Consider the following 25322-nt stretch of genomic DNA (forward strand, 5'->3'; position numbering starts at 1 on the left):
TTCGCCATCGAAGACCACGATATCAAACAAAAAGTAACCAAAAGCAGGCCGAGCCATGCTGGAAAACGCACACTCTGATTGAACTCCGAATAGTTTAAGAGCCGAAACATCCATTTTCCTTTCGCGGAATTAGCCCTAGCAAGCGGGACAAGCGAGTTTTAAGCTCAGCATTCTCATTCCTAAATGCCTATAGAGCTGGAGAAACGATCGGAACAGATGGTTGGGTTTTATCGCTCGTCTGAAACGAGGTCGTAAGCGGACAGTCCGCTTATGATCTCTAAACCATTGAAAACCGGCTTTCTCTTCTCGGCCCACATCGAACCGATGCTGTATGACCGATTTTGAGAGCGAAAGCGGGCAAACTATCGCGAGCTGTTTCTTTGGAGGATCGTTTGGCGGCCAGTCTTATGCATGAGATGCCAGTATCTCCAGTACGCGTGCGAGCGCCTGATCAGCAGGATCTTCTTCTTGCATCAACGCATAGCTGCCGGTGAGCCATAAAGAGCAATGACCATGCACCGTTGCGATCAAAGAGCGCACAAGTCGGCGTCCTTCGCCGCTATCTGAGAAGCCCAGTGCCGAGCTGACTTCGCGGTCGACAATTCCGGTAAGGGCTTCGCGAGCAAGTGTGTCTTCGGGTGGAATTTCTATCGACCGGTCAATACGGTGATCGTAGATCGCCATCCAGGCGTTGCGGTTGGTTTCTGCAAACTCAAAATAGGCGCGCACTAACGCTTCAATGCGCGAAGCCGGATCGCTGGGTGCGTTCGCTAACGCGGCCTCCAACGAAGCGGACCATAAGCGAAATGTCTCACTGTTGATTGCGATCAGATAGCCATCGAGCCCGCCAAATACATTGTAGATCGTGCCGACGGTGTAGCCTGCGCGCCGTGCGGCTTCGCGTCCCGAAAACTTCGCAAAGCCCCTTTCCGCCATCAGCTCATGCCCGCGCGCGATAAGCAATGCGCGCAGTTCAGAAGCGGTGTGGTCGGATCGTCTTCCCATGCCAAAATTCTTAGCGCGGAAATTGAACATTGTCTATTTATTAATTGAACATCGTTTAATTGTATGGGACTGTGTTAGCGAATCAACCGGAGGAGCACTTGTGTTAAGCCGATTCAAGATTGCAGGCGCTGGTGTGTACAAACCGCGCAAAGTGCTCACTTCGCGTGAAATGGACGATGTCCATGGCTGCGCGGCAGGGTGGACGGAAAGCGAGTTTGGCATCGTTTCGCGGCATGTCGCAGGCGATGCTGAGACTACGTCGATTATGGCTGCACAAGCGGCAACGGCGGCGCTGGCTGATGCAGGCTGGGAAGGCGAAGCGGTGGATGTCATTATCGGCGGCTGCGGCGTGATGGAGCAGCCAATCCCATCGACATCTGCGCTGGTGCAAGACAAACTTGGCCTTGGCGCATCAGGCATCCCCAGTTTCGACGTCAATTAGACCTGCCTTTCCTTTGTGACTGCCCTCGACGTCGCGGCGATGGGGTTGGCTACAGGCCGTTGGAAGCGCGCTTTGGTCTATGCCAGCGACATCGCAACCGCTGGCCTCAATCCAGACATTCCTAAGACGCGCTCCATCTTCGGCGATGGCGCTGCTGCAATTGTGATTGAAGCAGATGAGCAAGGCACAAGCGGGCTGCTAAGCCAATCAAGTGTGACGATGGGTGCGTACAATAGTCTGGCTCAGTTGCGCTCAGGCGGAACCAAGTTACGCGTGGGAAAAGGCTACGAAGCGCTGGTCGAAGGCTCTTATTTTGAGATGGATGCGTTCGGCATTTTTAAAGCGGCTGCTAAGGCTTTACCGGGTGTGATTCAGCAGGCGCTCAGCGACGCCAATTTAACAAAGGACGATCTCGGTTGCGTCATCTGCCACCAGGCAAGCGCGCCGGGCGTGGAGCACGTCAAGCGCTTGTTTGGCCCTCGCGGCGAGAGGGTGGTCAACATCTTTGCCAATCACGGCAACCAGATTGCGGCATCTATCCCGACCGTGCTGGCTCACGCGCTTGAAACAGGTGCAGCGAAACCGGGTGATACTATCATGCTGCTCGGCACAGCCGCAGGGATCAGCGCGACCGCGATGGTGGTGCGCATATGAGTGCGCATTTCAAAAGGCGTCGTATCTTGCTAACCGGCGCAACGGGCGGGCTTGGGCTTGCCTGCGCGCGGGAACTGATTGCTCGCGGGCATGAAGTGCGTGCCGTTGGCCGGCGGTTGGAGGCTGGCCAAGCGCTTGAAGCCTCAGGCGCGGAATTTTCTGCCTTCGACCTTGAAAAGGAACACGACCTGACCGCGCTGCTTCGAGGCTGCGATAGCGTCATCCATGCCGCTGCCTTGTCCGCAAGCTGGGGTGCGCGTGAGGCGTTTGAGAGTGCGAATGTTGATGTGACGCGCCGTCTTTTGGATGCGGCCACGAAGGGTAGCCTAAGGCGCTTTGTCTTCATCTCCTCGCCTTCTATCTTTGCGAGTTTCAAGGACCGCGTCGGCATTGGTGAGAGTGATGCGCCTGCCGATCCTCCGCTCAATCACTATGCGCAAACCAAGCGTGCTGCGGAGCGGCTGGTGCTGGCGTCTCGCGATGACGTGCTTGCCTGCTGCGCCATCCGTCCACGCGCGCTTGTGGGAGAGGGAGACAGGGTAATCCTGCCTAGGCTTGCTGAGATGGCCGCTCGCGAAAAAATTCCCATGCCGCGCGGCGGAATGGCTCTGATTGAGCTGACAGATCTGCGCGATGCCGCTTGGGCGATTTGCGAGGCGGAGGAACGTGCAGATGATTTGAAGGGCCGTGCGATCAATGTGTCTGGCGGCAATCCGCGCGCAGTGAAAGAGGTCGCTCAGCAGCTGGCTCAGGCACTTGGTAAATCCCCGCGTTTTGTGACGCCCCGGATGCCGCTTTTGCGGGTTTTGGCCGCATCGTTGGAGGGCCTCGCAAAGCTCACAGGGCGTGAAGAGGAGCCGCTGCTCACTCGCTATACGCTAGCGACTTTGGCCTATTCGCAAAGCTTCGACCTGCAGCCCGCCAAGCGCCTGCTCGATTACGCGCCGCGTTATGATGGGCTGGTGACCTTGCTCGAACAGGCGCATCACATGGCAAGCATGGCAGAACCAGCATGACCCGCGTAGGATTCCGCTGGTTGGAGCGTGGCTCCACTCGCCATCCTGAAGTCATGACGCTTTCAGGCGGCAGCTTTTGTGCCGTCGAGTTTCCCGCTCTGGTTGGGGTGATCAAGCACCCAACGCGCGGGTTTTTCCTGTTCGATACCGGCTATGATCCCGCTTTCGAGGAAGCGACTGACCCGTTCCCAGAGCGCCTTTATCGCTGGACGACTCCAGTTGCGATCGGCACGGACCTTGAGTGGCGGACCTGGCTCAAGAAGCACGATATCGACGAGGCGCAGATTGCGGGCACCATAGTTTCGCATTTTCACGGCGACCACGTTGCCGGCATACGGCATCTCGCGGATAAGCTGGTCTACTGCGCGAAAGCGGGGCTTACCGCTTTGCGCAGGCCGGGCCGCTTTGGCCGTGTACGGCAGGGGCTTCTTGGCGGGTTGGTGCCGAACAATGTGGATGCGAGCGCGCTTTTTTTTGAAGATGCGCCCGAGCGCGCTCTGCCGAGTGCCTTTGCCCCGTTTGACAGGGGCCGCGATATTCTGGGCGATGGCAGCCTGCTTGCGGTTGAATTGCCCGGGCATTGCGCGGGCCATTGGGGTCTTGCTCTTACGACTGAGGCTGATCAGGCCGTGCTGCTCGCCGCCGATGCCGTGTGGTCGGGTAAAGCGATCAAAGAGCGCCGCCCCCCGCCCCGTATCACGACCGCTTTGCTGGGGGAAACACGCTCCTACCGCAAGACGCTTGAACTGCTCCACGCCGCATCGGTCAACAATAGTGAACTTGCAATCCTGCCCTCACATTGCGCCCGAAATGCGCGCGCTTTCCGCGGCGATGATGAGACCTGATCAGATCTTAGCCTCATGGTGGCGAACGCGCCGGGCAATGCGCATGTCTGCTGAGAGACTGACGCGGCACCGCGCACGTGTCTGGTCGCAATTGCAGCCCTGGATTGCGCGCACACCTGCGCTCGCCTCGTACTGCGGCCAGCCGCTTGCGAGCTTTCCGATTGTTGAGCCAAGCGAGCTGCGCGCTGACTATGGGGCATGGAACTCGCATGGAATAAGCGATGCGGAGCTTCGCCGCCTGGCTGATGCTGCAGAAGCTGGTGAGCAGGCCGAAAATGAATTCAGCGCGGGCTGGTCGACGGGAACAAGCGGCGACAATCGCGGCCTGTTTCTCGCTGATAGCGCAGAGCGAGCGGATTATGTCGGGCAGAGCCTGGCGCGGCTGCTCCCCTCATCTGCGCTCCTGAAAAAACAACGTCTGGCGCTTCATTTGAGGGCGAGTAATTCGCTCTACAGCGATGTGAAAGGTGGGCGCTTCGCGTACAAACATATCCCGCTTGAGTACGATATTGAAGATGTGGCCGATCAGCTCCAAACGTTCGCGCCCACTATCCTGATTGCGCCGCCTTATAGGCTTCTTGAGTTTGCAAAAGCCGGTCTGCACTTACCCGTCTTGCGCCATCTCTTTTGTGGCAGTGAGCCGATTAGCCAGTGCGAGAGGGATATGACCGAGAAAGCCTTCGGCATTAGCCCGCGTTCCATTTTTCAGGCGACCGAAGGCTTTTTGGCGGCAGACTGCGAGCATGGGCGCTTGCATCTCAACGAGCACGCCATTGAATTTGAGCTAGAGCCAGTGCCAGGCACCAATGGCTTCCGCCCGATCTTCACGGATCTTCGCCGCAAGAGCCAGCCAATTGTGCGGCTGCGCTCAGACGACTTTATCGAGATTGATGACCATCCTTGCCTCTGCGGCTTTGGTGGGCGCACCATTATGCAGCCTCAAGGTAGAGTGGGCGATCTGTGGCATATCGGAGGCCGCGTTTTCACGCCGCGGCAGATTGTCGAGGCAGTCGAGGCTGAGCTTGGTGGGACGGTGCCGTGGCAGGCCATTGGGGTTCCCTGCAAAGTTACATTGCGGGTTGCTCCCGAAGCAGAAACAAAACTGGCTGAACGAGCAAGCGAGGCGCTATCAAAGCTTGTCGGCCTCGATCCAACTATCATGCAGGATCTCGAAAAATGGACCGGACCAAAGCGGCACAAAGTGGTGTGGACCGATGGGTAAAGCTGTGCTCATCACCGGAGCGCGCGCGGCTGCGGCGCTCGATATGGCGCGCGAATTTACGACTGCCGGATGGGATGTGCATCTGGCTGACAGCGTGCCTGTGCGCATGGCGCGCTGGTCGTCAGTGCCTGCTACCCATCACCTTTACCCTGCTCCGCGCCAAAAAGGCACCGCGTTCCAAGCGTGCATAAAGCGGCTGGTCGACGTGCATCGTATCAACCTGATCGTGCCCACTTGTGAAGAGGTGTTCCACTTGGCCGCACCCGCACTGGCGCAGAGTGTTGGCGATCGCCTGTTCGCGCCCAACGCAGCGATGCTGGCCAGGCTTCATGACAAGCTGCAATTTGCGCAAGCCGCAGCGCAATGGGGCCTAAATTCACCTGAGAGCCACGCAATTGATTGCGCCGAAGACTTGGAGCGCTTTGCTGCCAATAGCCGTGACTGGGTGTTCAAACCGCGCATGAGCCGCTTTGGTGAGCAGGCTTTGGTGGCGCCTCACTCGAGGGCGCTTGACGTAGTCAATCCGAAGGGCTGGATGGCGCAGAAATGCGTGCGCGGTGAAGAAGTTTGTGTGCACGCAGTCGCTCATAGCGGCGAGATGGTCGCGTGTTCTAGCTACTCTTCCCGCTGGCGGCTGGATGGAGGCGCTAGTTTCGCCTTTGAACCGCTCGATGATGCGCGCCATGAGCAGCTTCGAGAGGTTGCAAACACGCTGGTAGAGCTCGGCGTGTTGCATGGTCAATTTGGCTGTGACGTGATCTTCGATGAAAGCGGCACGCCGAACCTTCTTGAGTGCAATCCCAGAGCGACGAGCGGCGTGCATTTGCTGGCCGGCGACGGGCAATTGGCACGATCAATCGGTTCTGGCGAGCCAGCCCCGGAATTGCCTCCTGAAAACTGTTACCTCGGCCCTGCAATGGTCGTTTTTGGTCTGCCGCAAGCCATTGCCAACGGACGCCTTCGCGAATGGCGCGAGACTTGGGAAAAAGGTCGCGATGTCCTCTCGCGCTCTGATGATCGCAAGCCAATCCTGGGTGCGTTGATAGATGCGGGGAGCTTTGCGCTCACAGGCTTGAAGCATGGCATTTCAACCAATGCGGCGACGACCTATGATATTGAATGGAACGGTGAGGAGTTCGCCTGATGGCAGTTTCCAAAGCAGTGACTGACGCTTGGCATATGGTGGCCCTATCGCGCGATGTGAAGCGTGGCGGCGTGCGCAAAGTCTCGCTCTGCAACACACCCATCGCTCTGTTCCGTAGTGAGTCCGGACTTGGCGCGCTGGTCGATCGCTGCCCGCATCGCAACTATCCGCTTTCCGACGGCCGCGTGTATGAAGGCGCGCTCGAATGCCCCTATCACGGCTGGCGTTTCGGCGTGAACGGCGCGTGCGAGGCGGTGCCGGGGTGTATGACCGAGACCCGGAGTGACGCGAAGCTTCGCGCAGAAGCGGTTCGCGTCTACGAAGCGCATGGGGCGATCTTTTTGGCGCTAACCGAAGAAGCTCCCGCACGGCCTGACCTCCCGCCGGACTTCGGCAATCCTGATCTCGACCACTTTTGGTGGCAGCAGGGCGCTTGGCAGGGGCGCGCCTTTGATGCGATTGAAAATGTGATGGACCCGTTCCACACCAATCACTTGCATCACGGCTTTATCCGGAGGCGCGATAAACGCCTGCCGGTGAAACTGATCGTGACCCATCACGCTGATGGAATTGCGATGACGATTGAGCAGACGCAGCCTGATATGGGCCTGATGTCGCGTTTTCTTGAGAAAGACCGCAGCCGGAGTATTTCACGCTATCACGCGCCGACGATTGTGCAGGCGCGCTGGGAGGGCGAGACCAAGCTCACCCTGTGCGTGACTGCGATCTTCACGCCCGCAACCGATGACACCTTCACGCCCTTTGCACGCTTCTCAACGCCCAAGGGACTCGCGCCCGGCTGGCTTAAACAAGCGGCAATTCGGCTGTTCCTGGCCCCTGTTGTAAAGCAAGATCGCGATGCGCTCGCCCGCCAGCATAAAGTGATGACGCATTTCGGCCATCCGCAGTTTACCTCTGGGCCCGGCGATATCTTGGGCCCGCGTTTGCATCAATTGTGGCAGGGGCATAAGCTGGAACATCGCGAAGAGGAAATTGTCATAGCCGAACTGTGACTGGTGCTGAACAGACATCATTTCGTCGCCATTCCAATGTCCGCCAACGACTCAATTTGGGAAAACGTGCAAGCGTCACACCCGTCCCTTGCTCTCTTACTAACACTAATTCTTTACCTCGGCGCGACTGGTCGCAGACTAAGCATCTGTTCCATTATCTCTGCGAAGAAGACATTGGCGTCGGAGTTGGCCTGCTCGCGTGTCCGTCCAGCTGCAATCTGCTGACGCACAATTACATTCCGAAGTTTCGATCTTTCGTTCTCGCAAAGACTTTGAAGGCGTTGCTGGAACCCTCCTTCAGACAGTCCTTCCTGTGCGACCTCTGCTGCACGCGACGTCATGCATGTCAAATAGGCCCAATTCTCGGGTCCAGGCGCAGCCACTTGTGCAAGCAAGGCTAACGGCGCAAGCGAGATAAGCATTCTTACGATCGTCCACAAATTATGCCGAAACAAGGTTGTTATGCACCTAGCCGACAGGTCCTTACGTTTTCGCTACTAAAATCCCGCTTCGTGTTCTGGCAGGTTTCACCCGCAACCTAAGACATAGACACACTGGGGGAATTACGTCCGGTTTCAGAGAATACGCCGTGTATACAATGACCTTTCGCGAATCGTGGCCAAAAGGGTTCCTAAAGACCGCCACGTCTGGCCTATGCCGGCTTTGAACCCCAGCGCCAGACCGGGCTATCGCGGGCAACTAATCCCGACAGCAGACATTTGCAGCTGATCCTAAATGTCGCGCGATGATGTGGCACAATTGCCCCGCGACCCGCCAGCAAAGCTGGGCACTTGCTGCGTCTATGAGCTTACCAGCTTTTCGGCCTTGGCTGCGAGGCGCCGCTGGCGCTGCAGATAAAGGCCCACCGGAATACAGATCGCGATCATTCCCGCCATGATCGCGCCGCTGAACGGTTCGGCAATCACAAAGCTGGCCAGCAGGGCGAAATTGATCAGCAGCACCAGCGCCGGCAGGACCGGATGCCCTTTTGCGCGATAGGGCCGCTCAAGATCGGGTTGGCGCACCCGCAGGGCAAAATAAGAGAGGACAAAGAGGCATGATGCGAACAGGATCATTGCGCCCACCAGCCGGAATACGAACACATAACCGCCTGAAAAGATCAGCGGAACCGCGACAATAAAACCCAATGCGAGCGCGACAGTGGGTGTACCGCCGCGATTGACGCTCAAGGCGGTTTTTAGAAACAGGCCATCCTCGGCCATGCCGAACAGTGTGCGGGGATTCATCATGATGGCCGCATTGAGCGTGCCCAGCGCCATCAGCACCGCTATGACAGCCACGACCAAAGTGCCCCAGCGTCCCGTCGCCGCCTCGATCACCTGGGCCATAGGCAAGGTTGACGCGCGCAAGGTTTCAAAATCGAGCGCGGTGATCAGCGCCCAATTGATTGCGAGGTAGATAAATGTGACCACAATCGCAGACTGGAACAGCGAACGCGGAATGTTGCGGCCCGGATCCTTGTCCTCCCCCGCAAAGTAGATCGAAGCATACCAGCCGTCATAGACTGTGACGATGAACTGCAGACCGGCCAGAACCGTGATTATCGAGAGCGGTTCGGCGGGGATCCCGCTGGATGCTGCCGGAGCGGCGATTTCGCCTGCGGATTCTCCATCAGGCATCATGAGCGCCACGAAAACTACCGCAAGCAACAGAGCGAGTTTGAGGGCGGTGCTGGCAATTTGCGCCCAGCGCCCTTCTTCAACGCCCGCCCAGTTGAGCGCCGTCACACCGCAAAGGATGATGAGCGCGACGATCGCTTCATGATCTGCCGCCGCTGGCACAATCAAACCGAAAAACTCAGCCGCAGCGATGGCGAGAAACGCTGTCGCGGCGACGCCCGCAATCCACATCGTCCACCCGACTAGAAGCCCCATCGCATCTCCCAATCCTTCACGAACGGGAATGTAATGCCCGCCCGATCGCGGAATTGCCGACGATATTTCGGCTGCGACATTGGCCATCAGCAGAACGTAAAGTCCGCCCGCCAGCCACAGTAACATGACGGTCGCGGGGTCCGGCACCATGTTGGCGATTTCGCCCGGTGTGCGCATGATCCCGGTTCCGACGACCAGACCGATGCAGACGGCGATTGCAAAGGGCAGGCCGAGACGCTTCCCGAGCTGCCCGCTCATGCTGCGGCACCGTTACCGCGGCGAAGCTTTGGAAGCGCGCCGTAGGTCAACCCGCGCCAGAGCCATTCAAGCGGGCCCATGCTGTATCGGCTGAGCCACAACGGACTAATGACAAGCTGCACTGCCCAGATCGTAAAGACGACGTAGTAAAGCTGGTGCCTTTCAAGCTGGCCGAAATAACCTAGCCCGACGAAGAAAATCGCACAGACCAGCGAATGCGTGAGGTAGTTGGTGAATGCCATTCTGCCGACGCAGGCGAGCGCGTGCTGGAATAGCGGAAAAACACCTGAGCGGGCGATCAGCAGCAGCAGGCCCAGATGCCCTGCCGTCATGGCCAGCCTGCCCAGATCGTAGGTGATCTGCGACTGGCTCATCGCCAGCAGGCCGAAACCGCCTTCGATAACCAGCCGGGTCTCGAGCACGTTGACCGTCAGACCCACGCCGTATCCGATCAGCATCAGCGCGACATAGAACCTGGTCGATCGCTCAAGAGTAAACACCCCCGCCTTGAACAGCGCCATGCCGATCAGCATCATGCTGAAAATATCGAAAAACCAGCGATAGAAATACCAGCTTTCGGCGTGAACCGTTTCCGCCGCGACCTGCACAAAGGCTGCGGCGTAGCTTTGTGTGCGCTGCTGGACATAGTCCCGCTGCGTCTCGGGTGAGGGGCTGTAATCGGCGAGTGCGCCTTGCCACTTATCGGCCAGCGCCTGCTGACCCGGCTCAAGCTGCGCCCCGGCAACCTGCGATGCCTCATAAGCCTCGTGATAGCGCATCAGGTCGGCAGTGTCCTTAGCGTTCCACAGCGCGCTTGCCAGCATTCCGGCGATCCCGATAATCATGAGCGTCCGCACACCCAGCTTGCGGAACGGAAACACCAACAGCGCGGTCAGCCCGTAAAAATAGAGGATGTCCCCGCTCCACAGCAGGATAAAGCCGTTCACCATGCCAAACGCGATCAGCCAAAGGTTGCGGCGGGCATAAATGTCGCCAACGTCGCTGCGCCCCTTGGCCTCAAGACGGGAGGTGAACAGGATGATGCCCGCGCCGAACAGCATCGAGAACAGGCCGCGCTGCGTGCCCTCGAAACCGATCTGGATGATCATCCAAGAAAGGAGATTGGCCCCTTCCGCACCTCCAGCGTTCATGGGGTTGCTGTAGGCGTGCGGCAGGCCAAAGCCGGTGATGTTCATGAGCAGGATGCCGAACAGCGCTGCTCCGCGAACAAAATCGAGCGCCACGATGCGATCGCTTGTCGGCTCGGTTCGCGGTGTATCAGGCGTCGCCTGCGCGGAGCCGATAAGGGGTGCTTCACTGGCAACGGTCGCCATGCTTGATCCTTCGCTTTAGATTTTCGGCAATTCAGGTAACGAGGTTTCCCGCTGGTCCAGCGCGCACCGAAAGCCGCCCCGGCAAGCAGGAAGGGTGATGAGACGCGAAGACGCGAGATGGACGGCAACACAACCGGCGAGGATGGCAAGCAGGCTTGCGACACGCCGCTCAAGCTCGCCTTCTAATGCGGTGGGCCGCGGGCGCGTCATCGGGCCGCCCCGGCTGGCTCGCTTGCATCCAGTGCCGCCAATCGTCCAAATTCCAGCCACCGAGCCAAGTCGTCGGAAACCCGTGCTTTCATGGCTGCGCGGTAATCGGCGAGGTCCTCTTCGTTCAGCACGCCACGCCAGCGGTCGTTCGTGCCTTTGTGAAGGAAGGAATCCGCCCCGCCTTTGAACGCAACCTCAGCAAGTCCGAGTAGCTGAGAACCGCTGCGCTTCATGCTGGCAAAGCCAGCCGCCTCGACCATCTCGCGAAAGAGCGGCTCGGGCGTCTCGATCCCGCAGAACTGCGCGATCCTGCGCATTTCGCCTGCGCGATCGGCCTTGAGGTCGTTATAGTGGACCTGCATCACATTGGGCCGGTCGCGCGCTTCCCAGAAACTGGTTTCGATCTCGCAGAATTCATCGATCGTGAAATCGTCGAACGGCGCATGTTCGGGATCGCGCAGCCAGCGCCGGAAAAACGCCCGCTGATCTTCCGGCGCGCGCGGAAATGGGGCAGCGATCTCGGGATCGGCAAGCCCGTCTGCGTCGCGGCCCGCAAGGAAATCCTCGGTAAAGCTGTTCGAATGGTTATGGAATGACATCACCGCATCGCGCGGATCGCGCGCGACGTTGATGTAGAGCACATCGTCATGCAACGGCAGCGCAGTGAGCGGCGAATGTGTCTTGAGGCCGCGCCGTCCCGGCTGGGCTGTCAGCGCTGCTGCGACCTCTCCCTGAGGGATGAAGCGTGCGTCGAGCCAGGGTTGCTCGTCCATGATATGGCGCGGCTCGGTTGATTGCGCGAGCAACATACCGACAATGCGCTGTGTCCAGGTTGTGCCTGTCTTTGGCGGGGTGCAGACGATGATGTCGCCAGCGCGCAGCTCGAATCCATCCCAGATGCGGCTGTCAGTGTGCCAGGTGCGAATGGTCTTTTCGGGCTTTCGGATCAGCATGGTTGGTTTTCCTCTCGAAGGTTCAGGCGCAAGCCGCCACCGGCGGCCAGCGTGATGGCAACCTTGCGGGGCTCAATTCGAGACATCCGCAGCGATAATCCAGCGGCCACCAACCCGGCGCCACAGCAGCGAGGCGTAGCCGCGAAATTCACTCGCCGCCTTGAGCAAACAGGTCGTATCTCTGGATCTCTACGAAAGCATGAGTGCCAAGCCGCGATGGCCGCTCGGATTTCAGTTTCCGCATTGTCATTGCGACTGGCGGCTGAAGAACCTGTTTTTGTGCGAAGCCTGACCAGCGCATTGCCGAGCCCCGAGATATAGACGGTGCCATCAGGGCCAAGGATAATTCCGGTCATGAGGCCGGGCATCGAGCCCCACATGTCAGGGCCAAGCAGCGAAAGGATCGGCTCGCCTGAATCCAGTCTGCGGTAGAATTCATTCACAATCTGCCCGCTTACCTCTGGTGTTGGGGCAAAAATGGTCTGGCGGTCACCAGTGTCGGGATCGACTTTATAGACGGCGTTGGCAAAGGGACTTGTGACCCACAGGTCGCCATTAACATCAAGCTCGATGTTATCAGGTGTCGGCAACGCTGCGAGCACGCGGCGATCCGTGAGTGCGCCGGTTGCCTGGTCAACCGCAAAGCTGAGGATGCGGCTGGCGACAATCTCGTTTACATAGAGCCGACCGCGCGCTGCATCGAAAACGATGCCATTGGCGAAATCGAGGCCATCGACAACCTTCACCGCCTTCGGTTCCGGATTGCCGAGTTCCTCGGCAGCGATCCGCCAGACCGAGCCATCGCCGAGCGGCTTGTCGGCGGCGGCAAACATGCGCGCCTCGGAATTTGCGCCAGCGGCATTTTCGGTCGACTGGGTGAACCAGATCGCACCGGAAAGATCGCGGACGACAGCGTTCACCCCGAACGGGTGATCGTAGATGCGGACCACTTCCTCTGTTTGCGTATCGACCCGATAAATGTGCCCGCCGGTGATGTCGGCGACCAGGACATGGCGCCCATCGGGCTCGAAGGATATGCCATTGGGACTGTTCCACTGGGGATCGGGTCTGGTCCTGAAGCCCGCCGCAGCGAAGTCACCGAACGGACGCTTGGTTCCGTCCTGGTCGAGCGTGACCAGGCCGTGATCCCAGTCGCCCACCAGCAGGCGACCATCGGGCATCACCACGCCATCCTCTGCATGCGTAAGCGTGCGGTCAGCAGGAAAGAATGAGAAGGCTCCAGCATCACTGGTTTCAGCCTCTTGAACGCTTTGCGATGACGAGTTTTCCGCAGTGACGGGAGCGGCGCCGCCAATCGAGAGCAATCCCGCAATCGCAAGGATCGCATAGCTTGCGCGGATGCGTCCCGCCATTCTACCCCACCGCATCGCCCGCCTCATGCGTCGACCAGCTATCGATCATCAGCAACCATTCACCCGATGGCGCGCGGCGATAAATGCAGGTGCCTTTACCGATCTCGCTCAGCTCCGACCCGTCCTCGCGCGAGCGATAGCGGGCGGTGTAGGTGTAACGGCTGACCGCAAGATCGCCCGATTGTTCGAGCGCGAGTTCGGTCTTGTCCCACGATGCCTCGAACGCGGCGAAGAAACCGTTGGCCCATTCGGCAATTGCTTCCTTGCCAATGAGTTCGGGTTCTCCGGGGACCTGAAACACGATGTCGTCGCTCATCAGGGCGAGGATTGTGGCGGTGTCGTTGGAGTTGATCGCCTCGACGTAGGCACGGTGCAGGTATTTTGCGGGTGCTGCGATAGTGGCCATGCTGCATGTCCTCCAAAATCTCGAGCAGGAACCCCGACGGGCGAACGGGTCGCATATTCGCCCGCCGGAGTTCGGTGAACGCCCGCCTCAGCGCGGCGTGTATTCCTGAAGCAGCATACTGCTGATGACAGTGCGGTATTCGGCGCGATTACCGCTCGCCGCGACCTGTTCGCTCACAGTCGTGCGGCTCCATTGGTCAAATGCCTTGTCGCGGCGCTCCTGTTCGGCGGCATCAGGTATGCTGGCAAACTGAACAACCAGATATATGTTTGGCTCGCCTTCGCGCGGATTGACATTGGCGTAGATGCCGTAATCCGAAATCCACCCTTGTGACTTCGCGTATTCCTGGAATTTTTTCCATTCGGTGGCGAGCCATTCGGCGTATGTGAGTTCCCCGCCATCTTCGACGTAAATGCCGTTCATCTGGACGTATTCGCCCGGCTTGAGCGGATAATCCTGCGCGAGCGCCGGCGATGCGGCGGACGCGGCCAGCGCGATGGTCGCGGCGGCTAATGCGGTCTTGATGCGTTTCATTCAGATTCCCCACAATCTTGATTTGCACAGACATTCGAAAGGTCACCGAAACGGGACAAAGCTCCGCCGCAATGCGCAAGCGCGACCGCGCCTGGCACCGGGAGATGACCCGCTGGAATGCCTTTTGAATTTCTTGAGCTATGATGCCCCCAGACCGAGGCGGGGGCAACGGGGGCAACCGTCAAAAGAACGTCAAAAAAAGGCGGTCAGGCGGTTCTGGGGTCTACCGGTATGAGATCGGGCCAGCCGAACCGGTCCCACGCCTCGACCATGCCGATGCGTTCGGCGAAATCCATGAAACTGGGATGGCGGATCGTGCGGTTGATCGGATCGTGATCGATCCACAGGCTCATGAGAATGAACATGTTGCTTGGATGGATGCATCCGGAATAGATTTTCATAGTGAGCTCGCTGTGCCCCATCGCGATGGCCGGAAAAGCTATCGTTGAATCGTAAGGATCGGGCATAGAAGAGTGCAAGCCATCGAGCATCTGGCAATAGACAGCGCGATCGGTTTCCTTACCGCTGTAGATGCCCTGCGCAGCAAAGGCGAAATAGGCGTCGCGCGCGGCATCATCCATTGGCGGAACGCCGGGAGGCCGCATGAATATCGAGCCCATAAAAGACCGCACGCCGAAATGCGTTTCGACGGCGGTTTCTTTGTCTCCCGCAACGAACTGGGCAAGCGCAAGCCAGATGGCCGGCGTGCCCAGATCGGCCATCCGCTGCCCCGCCCCAAGCGCCTCATCAATTTTTCCGACACTCAAATAAGCAGATGTTAGCATCGCGTAATTGCGACCATAGACTGGATCACGGTCGACTGCCGCCTCGATATACGGCAGCGCCTCGCGCGCCTTGCCCAGATAGAGCAGGCACGAACCAAGCCGCGAACAGACATCCGCATCGTTTGGATCACGGGCATAGGCCTCGAATGCCATCTCCAATCCGCGCGCGGGATTGAACTGTGTCCATTCATGGATTCCGAGGATCGAGAACGCATGGCCTTGGCCAGGATCAAGCGCCAGCGCGCGCTCTGCACAGCGGGCGGCTTGGGTGGATTGCGCAACCCGTTCAAGGCTAGGCGTGATGGCGGCTGTCATGATTTGCGCGTTGGCGAGTGCGGTCCAGCATTCGGCAAATTCGGGATCGATTTCCAGCGCTTGCTCGAGGAACGCTATCCCTTTGGCAAATGCACCCTCTACGCCGATTTTCTGGATCATCGCCCGCGCTTGCAGATACAGCGCATAGGCCTCACGGTCGCGGGTCATTCTGCGCGAGGGCGCGGGCGACGCGGTCAATCCCAATGCGCGGCAGATGGCGGCAATCACATTGGCACCGATCATCTTGCGCGATTCGAAGAAGTCCTCGATCGTTCCTGTCAGCGTGTCCGACCAGACTTCGGTGCCGCTTTGCCCGCTGATGAGCGCAATGCGGACTTCGATGCCGTGTTCATCGCGCCGCACCTCGCCTTCGATCAGATGGGAGACATTGAGATCCGATGCAATTTCCGTAAGCGTTTGGTTCTTTTCGGTTACGGCAGCGACCGAAGTCCGCCCGGCGAGCGCGATACCCTGTATTCCGGCAAGGCGGGTGGACAGTTCATCGACAATTCCGTCGGCCAGGAAAAAATTGCCGCCAACACTGTCGATTTGTGGAAACGGCAGAACGGCAATCGTCGCCTGATCGGGAATACGATTGAAGGTTCGGAATGAGGGAAAGCGAGCGCGTGCAGCTTCAAGCAATCGTTCGCGGGCGGCTTTCGATGATATGCGAATGGCCTCTGACAAGGCCGCCCGAACGCGCGCATCGACATGCTCGCGCCGCATTGTGATCCATTCGTCGAATTCGGGATTCAGCGATGGACCCTGGACCAGTGGCCGGTTGCCGATCGCCAGCAACCGGTCAATCGCGCTTTCCGGATCAGCTGATGAAAGCGCCGTCTCAAGCGCCATGAGATCGGATTGAAGGCTCTTGGGTACGAGGGCGATTTCACTGCGCGAGATGACAAGACAATCAATCCCGTGTTCTGACAGTTTGCGCTTGAGATCGAGAAGGCATTGACGAAGGCTGCCTTTGGCCTGCGGAATGAAACGATCGGGCCAAAGCAAACGCGCGAGCGCTTCGCGATCGATCCTGTTGCCTGGCTCCAGACAAAGCACTGCCAGCACCATGTTCGCGCGGCGATTGGCGAGCGCAATTGGCTCGCCTCGTGAAGTTTCCAAGCGAAATTCACCAAAGACGTCCACATTGAGCGTTAGCGGCGCCGTGACCCGTGCTTGAACCTGATCCAGTAGTTCGCCCCCCTTGCGTTGCGAGACTACATCCAAATCGCGTCATTGCAATCCGGTCATCGGCGCTCGGTCACGCGCGCATATTCCAGATGTCACACTCAGAGCGAACTGGGACCCAGAGCCATTGTGCCGATTTGCACCATGAATTGGCAGCTGCGGACGGAAACCGGCCTGTCGCTGCCCGATTATTCCGCGCTGACAGAGGAAGCGGCGAGCTCCTCCGATATCTCGGCCACTGCCTCTTCGCTGTCCCATTCGTAACCGCCCGCCACGCGGAACACCTCCCGGCCCTGCGCATCGAACAGCACGGTCAGCGGCATCAACCCGCTGTCGTTTAGCGCGGCGCTGAGATCAGCGTCCTCGTCCAGCCACGGTTCGAGATATTGAAAATCGCGCTGCGCAAAAAACGGCTCGACCAGCTCCGCTCCGCGGACGTCCTGGCTGATAGTGAGGACTTTTAGTTTTCCGTCCATCTCCGCCGCGAGCGCATCCAGCATGGGCATTTCCACCACACACGGCGCGCACCACGTCGCCCACAGGTTGAGCAGCACCGGCGTTCCGCCAAGGTCCGCCGTATCCAGTTCAGCGCCGGAGGGATCGGTAAACGTCATCGCAGGTATCGGTGTTCCGGCCTCGGTCCGCACAATCTCACCCGGAAGCGGCGGCGCGCCGTCATCGTCAGGCGCGCTGACGCGTTGCGCTGCGCTCTCTTGGCCACTATCGCACCCCCCAAGCATCATCAGCGATGCAGCCAGAACGAGCGATAACCGGATCATGAGCGACTCCTTGGAACAAAACGGCAGCACCCAGTCCAACACGATGTGGGGCGGCAGGTTCGCCGACGGGCCTAGCGCGATCATGCGCGAAATCAATGCCTCTATCCCGTTTGACAAGGCGTTGTGGCGTCAGGATATCGCGGGCAGCCTGGCGCATATCGCGATGCTGGCCAAACAGGGGATCGTCAGCGAGGACGACGCCGCCGCCATTCGCAAAGGCCTGTCCCAAATCGCCGCCGAGTATGAAAAAGACGGCGTGCCCGAGGATTGGGACCTCGAAGATATCCATATGACGACCGAGTCACGGCTGGCGGACATTGTCGGTCCCGCCGCTGGCCGCCTGCACACCGCGCGCAGCCGGAACGATCAGGTTGCCACTGATTTCCGCCTATGGGTGCGCGAAGCAATCGATCAGATGGATGCTGGGCTGGAGCAATTGCAACGCGCGCTTGTAATGCGCGCGGGTGAACATGCGGATCACATCATGCCGGGCTTCACCCATTTGCAGACCGCGCAGCCGGTGACGCTGGGCCATCATCTGATGGCATATTACGAGATGATCCGGCGCGACCGCTCTCGGCTTACGGATGCGCGCACCCGGCTTAATGAAAGCCCGCTGGGATCGGCGGCGCTGGCTGGCACCGGCTTTCCCATCGACCGCGATATGACCGCGCGCGAACTTGGTTTCGACCGGCCAACCGCAAATTCACTGGACGCGGTGTCGGACCGCGATTTTGCGATGGATTACCTTTACGCCGCCAGCACCTGCGCGCTGCATCTGTCGCGGCTGGCAGAAGAGCTGATTATCTGGGCCAGCCAGCCTTATGGGTTCGTGCGTATGCCCGATACGCTATCGACCGGCAGCTCCATCATGCCGCAAAAGAAAAATCCCGACGCCGCCGAGCTGGTGCGCGGCCATGCGGGGCGGGTGATCGGGTGCCACACCGCTCTGATGATTACGATGAAAGGTCTGCCGCTCGCCTATTCAAAGGACATGCAGGACGACAAACCCCCCGTGTTCGAGGCTGCTGGCCTGATGGCGCTGAGTATCGCCGCGATGACCGGGATGATCGCCGACAGCACGTTCAAGACAGACCGGATGCGCGAAGCAGCGCAGCTGGGATATGCCACCGCGACCGATTTGGCCGACTGGCTGGTTACCGAGGCCGACATTCCCTTCCGCGATGCGCATCACATCACCGGCGCTGCGGTAAAGCTGGCCGAGCAGCGCGGCGCCGCGCTGGATGAATTGCCGCTGGAGGACCTGCGCGCTATCGATACGCGCATTGATGAACGTGTGTTCAAGGCGCTGAGCGTCGATGCCTCCGTCGCGGCGCGCGCCAGCTATGGCGGAACGGCTCCGCAGCAGGTACGCAGTCAGGTGGAACGCGCGCGTGCGCAGCTTGGAATGGACGAATGATGCGGAATGGTTTGCTCCCGGCAATAGGACTTGGCCTTACCCTTGCGCTGTCCGCGTGCGGATCGCGGCAGGATCTTGAACCGCTCGCCAATGCCAGCCTGCCGGTTGCGCCCTATGGTGCGCCCGACCCGCCCACGGCAGAGGAGTTGCTTGAGCTTGATGCGCTCGCCGCGCCCGAACGCAGCGTGGAACTCCGCCGCCGAAGCGAAGAACGCGAAGACGACCCGTTCGATCTTCCCCCCGAATAGACCTTCAGACAGACACAGCGAATTATGGATCACTTTGAAATCAATGGCGGCGTCATGCACGCCGAGGACGTGGCCTTGCCGCGCATCGCCGAAGATGTCGGCACGCCGGTTTACGTCTATTCACGCGCCACACTGGAACGCCACGCCCGCGTCTTTCGCGAAGCGCTGAATGATGTGCCGGACAAACTCATCGCGTTTGCGGTCAAGTCCAATCCGAACCTTGCCGTGCTCAAGGTGTTGCAGCGGCAGGGATACGGCGCGGACTGTGTGTCCGTCGGTGAAATGCGCCGCGCTCTGGCCGCTGGTATGGCACCGGAAATGATCGTGTTCTCAGGCGTGGGAAAGACCGCGCGCGAACTCGAAGAGGCGCTTGAAGCGGAAATTGGCCAGTTCAATATCGAGAGCGAGGAAGAAGGCCTCGAACTCGCAGAGATAGCAGCGCGAATGGGCAAGACCGCGCAGTGCGCGCTGCGCATCAATCCCGATGTCGATGCAGGCACGCATGACAAGATTTCTACCGGCAAGGCGGACAACAAATTCGGCGTGCCGATTGATCAGGCCGGACAGATCTTCGGCAAATTGGCGAGCGAACCCAGCGTCAATCTGCGCGGCGTCGCGGTGCATATCGGCAGCCAGCTGGGCGAGCTTGCCCCGCTTGAACGCGCTTTCGAGAAACTCGGCAACCTCGTCACGGCGCTGCGCGGAGCCGGGCATACGATCACCCATGTCGATCTGGGCGGCGGTCTGGGTGTGCCTTACAAGCGCGGCGAGGAATTCCCAAGCCCGGCCGAATATGGCGCGATGGTTGCGCGGGTGACGAAGGATTGGGGCGTGTCCCTGATTTTTGAACCCGGACGCGTGATCGCGGGCAATGCAGGCGTGCTTCTGACGCGTGTGGTCAGAGTAAAGCGCGGGCTGAACCATCCGTTTGTCATCGTCGATGCGGCCATGAACGATCTGGCCCGCCCCGCCCTTTACGGAGCCTACCACCATTTCGAAGCCGTCGAACCAAACGGCAGCGATATGACTGCGAATATCGTCGGCCCGATCTGTGAGACCGGAGACACCTTTGCGATGGGGCGCGAATGCGACCATCTGGAAGGCGGCGATCTCGCCGTATTCCGCACTGCCGGAGCATACGGCGCGACGATGGCATCCAGCTATAATTCGCGCGGGTTCGTCGCCGAAGTGCTGGTGGACGGGGACCGTTTTGCCGTAGTTGCGGACCGCATCGACGCAGGCTCGATCATGGATGCGGAACGGGTGCCCGAATGGCTCGCCTGATGCGCGGGATGTTTCTGTGATGAGCAAGCCTGCGTCTGAACTTGGCAGCCTGCCACTGTTCCATCAGGTCGCCGGGCAAAAGGTGCTGGTGCTGGGCGAAGGCGATGCAGCTGAGCCTAAACGCCGGCTTGTCGAGCGCGCGGGCGGCGTGATCATCGATGATTACCAACAGGCCGTGGATGAGGGCATTCGCATCGCCTTCATCGCGTTCGATGATGCGCGCGCATGTGAGGTGGCGGCGATCAATTGCCGGTGTGCCGGAATGATCGTCAATGTCGTCGACCGCCCAGAATTGTGCGATTTTACCACGCCAAGCATTCTTGATCGCAATCCGCTATTGATCGCAGTTGGCACAGGCGGCGCATCGGCGGGGCTGGCCAAGCATATTCGCTTGCGGCTGGAGCGCATTCTACCGCAATCACTGGGACGACTGGCGAATGCGCTAAAAGCCGCGCGGCCTTTGCTGCGCGAACGTTTGCCTGACGGAGCCGAGCGGCGGCGGGCTATCGATGCGGCCCTGCGCGAAGGCGGTGCACTCGACCCGCTGGATGAAGGGTCGGCAGACCGCGCCGAAGATTGGGCGCGCGGAAAGCTTTCAGATGCCGCGAGCGAGACGGCTGAGTTCGCGGTCCACAGCGCAGACCCGGAAGACCTCACCATCCGGCAGGCGCGCCTGCTCGGCGAAGCGGATGCTGTGTGCTGCGACGGACCGGTGCCCGCCGCAATCCTTGGCCGCGCGCGCGCCGACGCCGAGCGGTTGCTATGCGACAGCGCCGCCTGCAAAAGCGCGAGAATGGCGCTGGAGCCGGGCCAAACCCCGCAGTGCTGCAAATCTGCAAACAGCGAGGATACGGGCCGCCTTACCGTAATCTTGCGCTCGGCAATCCCGGACTAGCGCCCGACCGCCGATCAGGCCGCCTGCGCGAGCGGGATTTCGATCTCCGCAAAATAGCGCGCCATCGCCTCGACCGAGGAATCGCTCAGCGTGATGAACGCCCGCCGTTTGTCTGATGTGTCGGCGATCCGTTCGAAAATACCGCAATCCACCATCTGCTTGACCCAGCGCAGCGCCGTTGTCGCAGGCACCCCGGCAGCGATGCACAAAGATGTGACCGATACCCGCGTGTGCTCGGCATAGGCCGCCGTCAGATCGAGCAGCATGTCCCACGCGGGATCGGCAAACAGTTCACCTTCGAAAAAGCGTGAGCGCGCCTGCCGCGCGGATATCATCTGGCGGACGGTGCGCGGATCGGGCAGCGGCGGATGCGTAGGACGGAACCCGCCGCTAACGCCATTATCCGGCCCCCGGTATTCCTGCACCTCATCGCTCAATCGTGCAGCCTGCGGCGTTTCGGACAGCGAAATCCGGTCAAGCTGCTGCGCAATCGAATCCACTTGCTGCGACAGGCGGATCAGCGCCAACCGGTCCTCTTCGCCCATTTCGCGAACCCGCGCATTCGACACGCTGGCAAGCACTCTGCCGACAGCGACAACACGCTCCGCACGGCTGGGCTGAACCAGAATTTGCGGCTGCGACTGGTCGAGCGCGGCGAACACATCGTCCAGCGCATCCAGCGAAGTTGAAACGATCAGCTGCGCGCCGGACCGCGCCACCCGCATATCCAGCCGTGCCAGCGAAGCCAAAGCGCGGCTGTCCAGAACCGGACAATCGACCATCACCACATCGCCCAGCAGGGTTATCGGGCCGTCGAGCAAAGCGGAAACCTCGCCGCCATCGACAGTGCGAAAACCCGCGCCCGTCAGATCTTCGGCAATGCTATCGCGCACGCGCGGGCGATCAGCAAAGATCGCAACCCGCGCGGGAAGGCCCGCACTGTCCTGCGCCATATCATAGCTGAAATCGCTGCCCTTCTGCCCTGCCTGCACCATCGAATCATCTCCTCAAGAACGGAACGAGAGTAGAACAAAGCAGGATCAGGTCAAGTAAATGGTGTGAATTGTGGCTGATTTTCCGTGAGCATTGAACCATTTGCGCATAGGCACAGACTACCCTTCCAATGACCCGCAAATCACGCCTTTCCGCGCCGAAATCAGGCGTTCTGTTCGACGAATTGCTCGTCGTGATGGTGCAGCAGGGGGATCGCCGCGCGCTGGAGCAATTGCATCGCCGCTGGAACACGCGGCTCATCGGGGCCGCATACCGTTTTACCGGTGACAGCGACCTTGCCCGCGATCTGGCGCAGGAATGCTGGATCGGTATCTGGCGGGGGATCGGCGGCCTGCGCAATCCGGCCCGCTTTCGCAGCTATGCCTTCGCAATCCTACACCGGCGCGGAAGCGATCATCTGCGCAGCCGCATCAAGCAGCGCGGTTTTGAGGCGGCGGCGCAGCGTCAGGAGCCAGCCACGCAAGATGCCTCGCAAGACGAGGCACTGGCGCTGACCCAAGCCTTTGCTGCGTTGCCAGCCGATCAGCGGCTCGCCGCGCACCTCCATTTTGTCGAAGGGCTGACCTTGCCTGAGATTGCTGCAGTTCAGGACATTCCCGAAGGCACCGCCAAATCCCGCCTGTTCCACGCGCGCCGCAAATTGAAAGCCGCGCTCAATCCCGACATTCAAGGAGAAGACCAATGACTGACAAGGATGATACAATCGCCGCCGCTTTAAGCGAGGATGACAAGGCGTTCCTCGCCAGCCTCGAAGCGGATCGCGGCATGTTCCAACAGATCGGCGACACCTGGAAAGGGCCGCTGGGCGGATGGGCGAAAATCGCGTTCGCGGTTTCAGTGGTGCTGGGCATCGGTCTGCTCGCGCTGATCTGGCAGGTGGCGCATACCCGCGATCCTGTGGAACACACGCTGTGGGCCATCGCCGCGCTTGCTGTTCTGGTGATGCAGGGTTTCCTGAAGGAATGGATGTTCGCCCGCATGAACATGCTGACCATCCTGCGCGAGGTAAAAAAGCTGCAAGTGCAGGTCGCGCTGCTTAGCGAAGGTAAAGACTAGGCCCGAATTTCAATCGGGGTGCCATCGGGCACGATGCGCCACAATTCCTCGATCTCGGCATTAGTCAGGGCAATGCACCCGTCGGTCCAGTCGCCCGGCAGCGGCGGCCCGCGATAGCCGGTTGGCTGGCCGTGGATGAAGATGTCTCCGCCAGCCGACCGTCCATATTGCGCGGCAAATGCGCGGTCTGCGCGATTGGGATAGGAAATTCGCAGCGACAGGTGAAACCGGCTCTGCGGGTTGCGCGTGTCGATGGTGTAAAGCCCCTCCGGCGTGCGCTCGTCCCCTTCGAACCGTTTGTGACCAGTCGGTGCAGCGCCGAATTTCAGCCCGCGAAAGGACCGGATCGGTTTGCCATTGCGATAGGCGATCAGCAGCCGCTCAGACTTATCGACGAGCAGGTAATCCGCCACCAACGGCGCGCGCGCAGGCGATGCGGCTGGTGCTGGTACGGCCCGCTCTGTCCCGATCTGCGCGGACGGCTGCGGAGCCTCGGCAACCTGCACCGGAGGCCCGGCACACGCGGCCAGCAGCAACAGCAGCAACGATGCGAAAAAGCGGTTCATAGGGCAAGTTTAACGCGCCCCGCCCTTTCCCGCAAACCCGGTATCAATCCTCAAACGGGTCGCGCATCAGGATCGTGTCGTCGCGCTCAGGGCTGGTTGAAACGAGCGCGACGGGGCACTCGATCAATTCTTGCACCCGCTGGATGTATTTGATCGCGTTGGCAGGCAAATCGGCATAGCTGCGCGCTCCTGCGGTGCTTTGGCTCCAGCCTTCCATTTCTTCGTAAATGGGCTCGACCGCAGCCTGCTCCCCTGCATGGCTGGGCAGGTAATCATAGACATTGCCGTTGAGCCGGTAGCCGGTGCAGATCTTTACCGTGTCCAGCCCGTCGAGCACGTCGATCTTGGTAAGCGCGATGCCGGTCACGCCGCTGATGGAGCAGGTCTGGCGCACGATCACCGCGTCGAACCAGCCGACGCGGCGCTGACGGCCCGTGACGGTGCCGAATTCGTGGCCGCGCTCGCCAATGCCCTGCCCGACTTCATCGTCAAGCTCGGTCGGAAACGGGCCGGAGCCGACGCGCGTCGTATACGCTTTTACGATGCCCAGTACAAAACCGGTGGCATTCGGGCCAAGTCCGCTGCCCGCCGCCGCCGTGCCGCTCACCGTGTTCGAGCTTGTAACGAAGGGATAGGTGCCGTGATCGACATCCAGCAGCACGCCCTGCGCGCCTTCGAACAGGATTTTCGCGCCTGCCTTGCGAACTTTTTTCAGCCGTTTCCACACGGGCTGCGCGAACCGCTGAACGAAATCTGCGATATCGCGCAATTCTTCGATCAAGGCTTCGCGGTCCACCGGGGGCTGGTCGAACCCGGCCCGCAGCGCGTCATGGTGCGCGCACAGCCGGTCAAGCTGGGGGTCCAGGCTGTCGAGATGCGCCAGATCGCACACGCGGATCGCGCGGCGGCCAACCTTGTCTTCGTACGCTGGGCCGATACCGCGTCCGGTCGTGCCGATCTTGCCCTTGCCCGCCGCGGTTTCGCGCAGGCCGTCCAGATCGCGGTGCATCGGCAGGATCAGCGGGCAATTGTCTGCAATAGCCAGATTGTCGTCATTGATAACGACGCCCTGCGCCTCCAGCTTTTCAATTTCTTCGCGCAAAGCCCACGGGTCCAGCACCACCCCGTTGCCGATCATGCTCATCGTGCCCGATACGATGCCCGATGGCAGCAGGCTGAGTTTGAAAACTTTGCCGTCTATCACCAGCGTGTGGCCGGCATTGTGCCCGCCTTGAAACCGGACCACGGCATCGGCGCGGCTGGCGAGCCAATCGACAATCTTGCCCTTGCCCTCATCGCCCCACTGGGCGCCGATCACGGTGACGTTGGCCATTTTTCAGCTTTCTTTTCAGGTAAACAAACCGCGCGGGGCGTAGGCGGTTGCGAGAGGGAGGGCAAGGCGATTTGCCCGCCATTCCCGGCGTTCGTAATACATTTTGCGACGCTTTATTACTTTGCCGCGCGCCGC

At 60.0% G+C, this 25322-nt stretch carries 25 protein-coding genes and 1 pseudogene; 14 read left to right on the top strand and 12 right to left on the bottom strand.

Annotated features, from left to right (window positions below; translation table 11 throughout):
* Positions 1-405 precede the first annotated feature (405 nt).
* Positions 406-1005, bottom strand: coding sequence for a TetR/AcrR family transcriptional regulator (locus tag ACGHU1_RS09365; protein WP_390586156.1), 600 nt, complete (start codon positions 1003-1005; stop codon positions 406-408).
* A gap of 100 nt (positions 1006-1105) precedes the next feature.
* On the opposite strand from ACGHU1_RS09365, the gene ACGHU1_RS09370 reads away from it, so the two are divergent.
* The 8 genes and pseudogenes from ACGHU1_RS09370 to ACGHU1_RS09405 all read left to right on the top strand — a co-directional run bounded on the left by ACGHU1_RS09370 (position 1106) and on the right by ACGHU1_RS09405 (position 7341).
* Complete coding sequence (locus ACGHU1_RS09370; RefSeq protein WP_390586157.1) at positions 1106-1447, top strand: hypothetical protein; 342 nt, start codon at positions 1106-1108, stop codon at positions 1445-1447.
* Positions 1448-1459: 12 nt separating this feature from the next.
* Positions 1460-1642, top strand: a pseudogene (locus tag ACGHU1_RS09375) (3-oxoacyl-ACP synthase); the annotation flags it as partial.
* 24 nt (positions 1643-1666) lie between these two features.
* Complete coding sequence (locus ACGHU1_RS09380) at positions 1667-2101, top strand: 3-oxoacyl-[acyl-carrier-protein] synthase III C-terminal domain-containing protein (RefSeq protein ID WP_390586616.1); 435 nt, start codon at positions 1667-1669, stop codon at positions 2099-2101.
* A 26-nt stretch (positions 2102-2127) separates the two neighbouring features.
* Positions 2128-3117, top strand: a complete 990-nt coding sequence (locus tag ACGHU1_RS09385; RefSeq protein ID WP_390586160.1) for an NAD-dependent epimerase/dehydratase family protein — start codon at positions 2128-2130, stop codon at positions 3115-3117.
* Positions 3114-3962 carry an MBL fold metallo-hydrolase gene (locus ACGHU1_RS09390; RefSeq protein ID WP_390586163.1) on the top strand — a complete coding sequence of 283 codons (849 nt, stop codon included), beginning with the start codon at positions 3114-3116 and terminating at the stop codon, positions 3960-3962. The genes ACGHU1_RS09385 and ACGHU1_RS09390 overlap by 4 nt, the downstream gene beginning before the upstream one ends.
* Positions 3963-4005: 43 nt before the next feature.
* Positions 4006-5184, top strand: coding sequence for a hypothetical protein (locus ACGHU1_RS09395; RefSeq protein ID WP_390586166.1), 1179 nt, complete (start codon positions 4006-4008; stop codon positions 5182-5184).
* Complete coding sequence (locus ACGHU1_RS09400) at positions 5177-6328, top strand: ATP-grasp domain-containing protein (RefSeq protein WP_390586169.1); 1152 nt, start codon at positions 5177-5179, stop codon at positions 6326-6328. Before ACGHU1_RS09395 ends, ACGHU1_RS09400 begins: the two co-directional genes overlap by 8 nt.
* On the top strand, positions 6328-7341 hold the full coding sequence (locus tag ACGHU1_RS09405; protein WP_390586170.1) for a Rieske 2Fe-2S domain-containing protein: 1014 nt from the start codon (positions 6328-6330) through the stop codon (positions 7339-7341). The genes ACGHU1_RS09400 and ACGHU1_RS09405 overlap by 1 nt, the downstream gene beginning before the upstream one ends.
* An 800-nt stretch (positions 7342-8141) precedes the next feature.
* On the opposite strand, the gene ACGHU1_RS09410 is transcribed toward ACGHU1_RS09405, so the two are convergent.
* The 8 genes from ACGHU1_RS09410 to ACGHU1_RS09445 form a co-directional block, all read right to left on the bottom strand.
* A complete protein-coding gene (locus ACGHU1_RS09410) occupies positions 8142-9494 on the bottom strand; it encodes an APC family permease (protein ID WP_390586172.1) in 1353 nt (450 codons plus the stop codon).
* The gene (locus ACGHU1_RS09415; protein ID WP_390586176.1) at positions 9491-10828 is read right to left on the bottom strand and encodes a DUF418 domain-containing protein; all 1338 of its coding nucleotides are present in this window, start codon (positions 10826-10828) and stop codon (positions 9491-9493) included. Before ACGHU1_RS09415 ends, ACGHU1_RS09410 begins: the two co-directional genes overlap by 4 nt.
* 206 nt (positions 10829-11034) lie before the next feature.
* On the bottom strand, positions 11035-11991 hold the full coding sequence (locus ACGHU1_RS09420; protein ID WP_390586178.1) for a sulfotransferase domain-containing protein: 957 nt from the start codon (positions 11989-11991) through the stop codon (positions 11035-11037).
* On the bottom strand, positions 11985-13364 hold the full coding sequence (locus tag ACGHU1_RS09425; protein ID WP_390586180.1) for an SMP-30/gluconolactonase/LRE family protein: 1380 nt from the start codon (positions 13362-13364) through the stop codon (positions 11985-11987). Before ACGHU1_RS09425 ends, ACGHU1_RS09420 begins: the two co-directional genes overlap by 7 nt.
* A gap of 1 nt (position 13365) precedes the next feature.
* Positions 13366-13770 carry a YybH family protein gene (locus tag ACGHU1_RS09430; protein ID WP_390586182.1) on the bottom strand — a complete coding sequence of 135 codons (405 nt, stop codon included), beginning with the start codon at positions 13768-13770 and terminating at the stop codon, positions 13366-13368.
* Between the two features lie 87 nt (positions 13771-13857).
* Positions 13858-14304 (bottom strand): hypothetical protein, encoded by a 447-nt coding sequence (locus ACGHU1_RS09435; RefSeq protein WP_390586185.1) that lies wholly within the window; start codon positions 14302-14304, stop codon positions 13858-13860.
* Positions 14305-14510: 206 nt separating this feature from the next.
* On the bottom strand, positions 14511-16526 hold the full coding sequence (locus ACGHU1_RS09440; RefSeq protein ID WP_390586187.1) for a hypothetical protein: 2016 nt from the start codon (positions 16524-16526) through the stop codon (positions 14511-14513).
* Positions 16527-16780: 254 nt separating this feature from the next.
* Positions 16781-17371 (bottom strand): TlpA family protein disulfide reductase, encoded by a 591-nt coding sequence (locus ACGHU1_RS09445; protein ID WP_390586189.1) that lies wholly within the window; start codon positions 17369-17371, stop codon positions 16781-16783.
* Between the two features lie 43 nt (positions 17372-17414).
* Here ACGHU1_RS09445 and argH point away from each other — a divergent pair, with 43 nt between their 5' ends.
* From argH to ACGHU1_RS09465, 4 genes are read left to right on the top strand one after another with little or no spacing between them, the layout of a single operon-like run.
* Complete coding sequence (gene argH, locus ACGHU1_RS09450; protein ID WP_390586618.1) at positions 17415-18791, top strand: argininosuccinate lyase; 1377 nt, start codon at positions 17415-17417, stop codon at positions 18789-18791.
* On the top strand, positions 18788-19039 hold the full coding sequence (locus ACGHU1_RS09455; RefSeq protein WP_390586192.1) for a hypothetical protein: 252 nt from the start codon (positions 18788-18790) through the stop codon (positions 19037-19039). The genes argH and ACGHU1_RS09455 overlap by 4 nt, the downstream gene beginning before the upstream one ends.
* Before the next feature lie 24 nt (positions 19040-19063).
* Positions 19064-20323: a diaminopimelate decarboxylase gene (gene lysA, locus ACGHU1_RS09460; RefSeq protein ID WP_390586194.1), complete on the top strand. Its 1260-nt coding sequence runs from the start codon at positions 19064-19066 to the stop codon at positions 20321-20323.
* 19 nt (positions 20324-20342) lie between these two features.
* Positions 20343-21218: an NAD(P)-dependent oxidoreductase gene (locus tag ACGHU1_RS09465; protein WP_390586197.1), complete on the top strand. Its 876-nt coding sequence runs from the start codon at positions 20343-20345 to the stop codon at positions 21216-21218.
* A gap of 14 nt (positions 21219-21232) precedes the next feature.
* Here ACGHU1_RS09465 and ACGHU1_RS09470 read toward each other — a convergent pair whose 3' ends face one another.
* A complete protein-coding gene (locus ACGHU1_RS09470) occupies positions 21233-22213 on the bottom strand; it encodes a MarR family transcriptional regulator (protein ID WP_390586199.1) in 981 nt (326 codons plus the stop codon).
* A gap of 128 nt (positions 22214-22341) precedes the next feature.
* Between ACGHU1_RS09470 and ACGHU1_RS09475 the strand changes: the two genes are divergently transcribed.
* Positions 22342-22917, top strand: coding sequence for an RNA polymerase sigma factor (locus tag ACGHU1_RS09475; RefSeq protein ID WP_390586201.1), 576 nt, complete (start codon positions 22342-22344; stop codon positions 22915-22917).
* Complete coding sequence (locus tag ACGHU1_RS09480; RefSeq protein ID WP_390586203.1) at positions 22914-23288, top strand: DUF6768 family protein; 375 nt, start codon at positions 22914-22916, stop codon at positions 23286-23288. The genes ACGHU1_RS09475 and ACGHU1_RS09480 overlap by 4 nt, the downstream gene beginning before the upstream one ends.
* Here ACGHU1_RS09480 and ACGHU1_RS09485 read toward each other — a convergent pair.
* The gene (locus ACGHU1_RS09485) at positions 23285-23854 is read right to left on the bottom strand and encodes a murein L,D-transpeptidase family protein (RefSeq protein ID WP_390586204.1); all 570 of its coding nucleotides are present in this window, start codon (positions 23852-23854) and stop codon (positions 23285-23287) included. The two genes, ACGHU1_RS09480 and ACGHU1_RS09485, sit on opposite strands and share 4 nt — an antisense overlap.
* A gap of 43 nt (positions 23855-23897) precedes the next feature.
* Positions 23898-25187: an adenylosuccinate synthase gene (locus tag ACGHU1_RS09490; RefSeq protein ID WP_390586206.1), complete on the bottom strand. Its 1290-nt coding sequence runs from the start codon at positions 25185-25187 to the stop codon at positions 23898-23900.
* Between the last annotated feature and the right edge of the window lie 135 nt (positions 25188-25322).

It is taken from the genome of Erythrobacter sp. MTPC3 (genome assembly GCF_042854385.1).
In the GTDB taxonomy this organism is placed as follows: domain Bacteria; phylum Pseudomonadota; class Alphaproteobacteria; order Sphingomonadales; family Sphingomonadaceae; genus Erythrobacter.

Coding starts and splice junctions, on each gene's coding strand:
- ACGHU1_RS09400 (WP_390586169.1), top strand. CDS start 5,177: ATGGGTAAAGCTGTGCTCATCACCGGAGCGCGCGCGGCTGCGGCGCTC.
- ACGHU1_RS09405 (WP_390586170.1), top strand. CDS start 6,328: ATGGCAGTTTCCAAAGCAGTGACTGACGCTTGGCATATGGTGGCCCTA.
- argH (WP_390586618.1), top strand. CDS start 17,415: ATGTGGGGCGGCAGGTTCGCCGACGGGCCTAGCGCGATCATGCGCGAA.
- ACGHU1_RS09410 (WP_390586172.1), bottom strand. CDS start 9,494: ATGAGCGGGCAGCTCGGGAAGCGTCTCGGCCTGCCCTTTGCAATCGCC.
- ACGHU1_RS09470 (WP_390586199.1), bottom strand. CDS start 22,213: ATGGTGCAGGCAGGGCAGAAGGGCAGCGATTTCAGCTATGATATGGCG.
- ACGHU1_RS09390 (WP_390586163.1), top strand. CDS start 3,114: ATGACCCGCGTAGGATTCCGCTGGTTGGAGCGTGGCTCCACTCGCCAT.
- ACGHU1_RS09420 (WP_390586178.1), bottom strand. CDS start 11,991: ATGCTGATCCGAAAGCCCGAAAAGACCATTCGCACCTGGCACACTGAC.
- ACGHU1_RS09365 (WP_390586156.1), bottom strand. CDS start 1,005: ATGGGAAGACGATCCGACCACACCGCTTCTGAACTGCGCGCATTGCTT.
- ACGHU1_RS09485 (WP_390586204.1), bottom strand. CDS start 23,854: ATGAACCGCTTTTTCGCATCGTTGCTGCTGTTGCTGCTGGCCGCGTGT.
- ACGHU1_RS09445 (WP_390586189.1), bottom strand. CDS start 17,371: ATGATCCGGTTATCGCTCGTTCTGGCTGCATCGCTGATGATGCTTGGG.
- ACGHU1_RS09490 (WP_390586206.1), bottom strand. CDS start 25,187: ATGGCCAACGTCACCGTGATCGGCGCCCAGTGGGGCGATGAGGGCAAG.
- ACGHU1_RS09480 (WP_390586203.1), top strand. CDS start 22,914: ATGACTGACAAGGATGATACAATCGCCGCCGCTTTAAGCGAGGATGAC.
- ACGHU1_RS09465 (WP_390586197.1), top strand. CDS start 20,343: ATGAGCAAGCCTGCGTCTGAACTTGGCAGCCTGCCACTGTTCCATCAG.
- ACGHU1_RS09380 (WP_390586616.1), top strand. CDS start 1,667: ATGGGTGCGTACAATAGTCTGGCTCAGTTGCGCTCAGGCGGAACCAAG.
- lysA (WP_390586194.1), top strand. CDS start 19,064: ATGGATCACTTTGAAATCAATGGCGGCGTCATGCACGCCGAGGACGTG.
- ACGHU1_RS09435 (WP_390586185.1), bottom strand. CDS start 14,304: ATGAAACGCATCAAGACCGCATTAGCCGCCGCGACCATCGCGCTGGCC.
- ACGHU1_RS09455 (WP_390586192.1), top strand. CDS start 18,788: ATGATGCGGAATGGTTTGCTCCCGGCAATAGGACTTGGCCTTACCCTT.
- ACGHU1_RS09415 (WP_390586176.1), bottom strand. CDS start 10,828: ATGGCGACCGTTGCCAGTGAAGCACCCCTTATCGGCTCCGCGCAGGCG.
- ACGHU1_RS09430 (WP_390586182.1), bottom strand. CDS start 13,770: ATGGCCACTATCGCAGCACCCGCAAAATACCTGCACCGTGCCTACGTC.
- ACGHU1_RS09425 (WP_390586180.1), bottom strand. CDS start 13,364: ATGGCGGGACGCATCCGCGCAAGCTATGCGATCCTTGCGATTGCGGGA.
- ACGHU1_RS09475 (WP_390586201.1), top strand. CDS start 22,342: ATGACCCGCAAATCACGCCTTTCCGCGCCGAAATCAGGCGTTCTGTTC.
- ACGHU1_RS09395 (WP_390586166.1), top strand. CDS start 4,006: ATGTCTGCTGAGAGACTGACGCGGCACCGCGCACGTGTCTGGTCGCAA.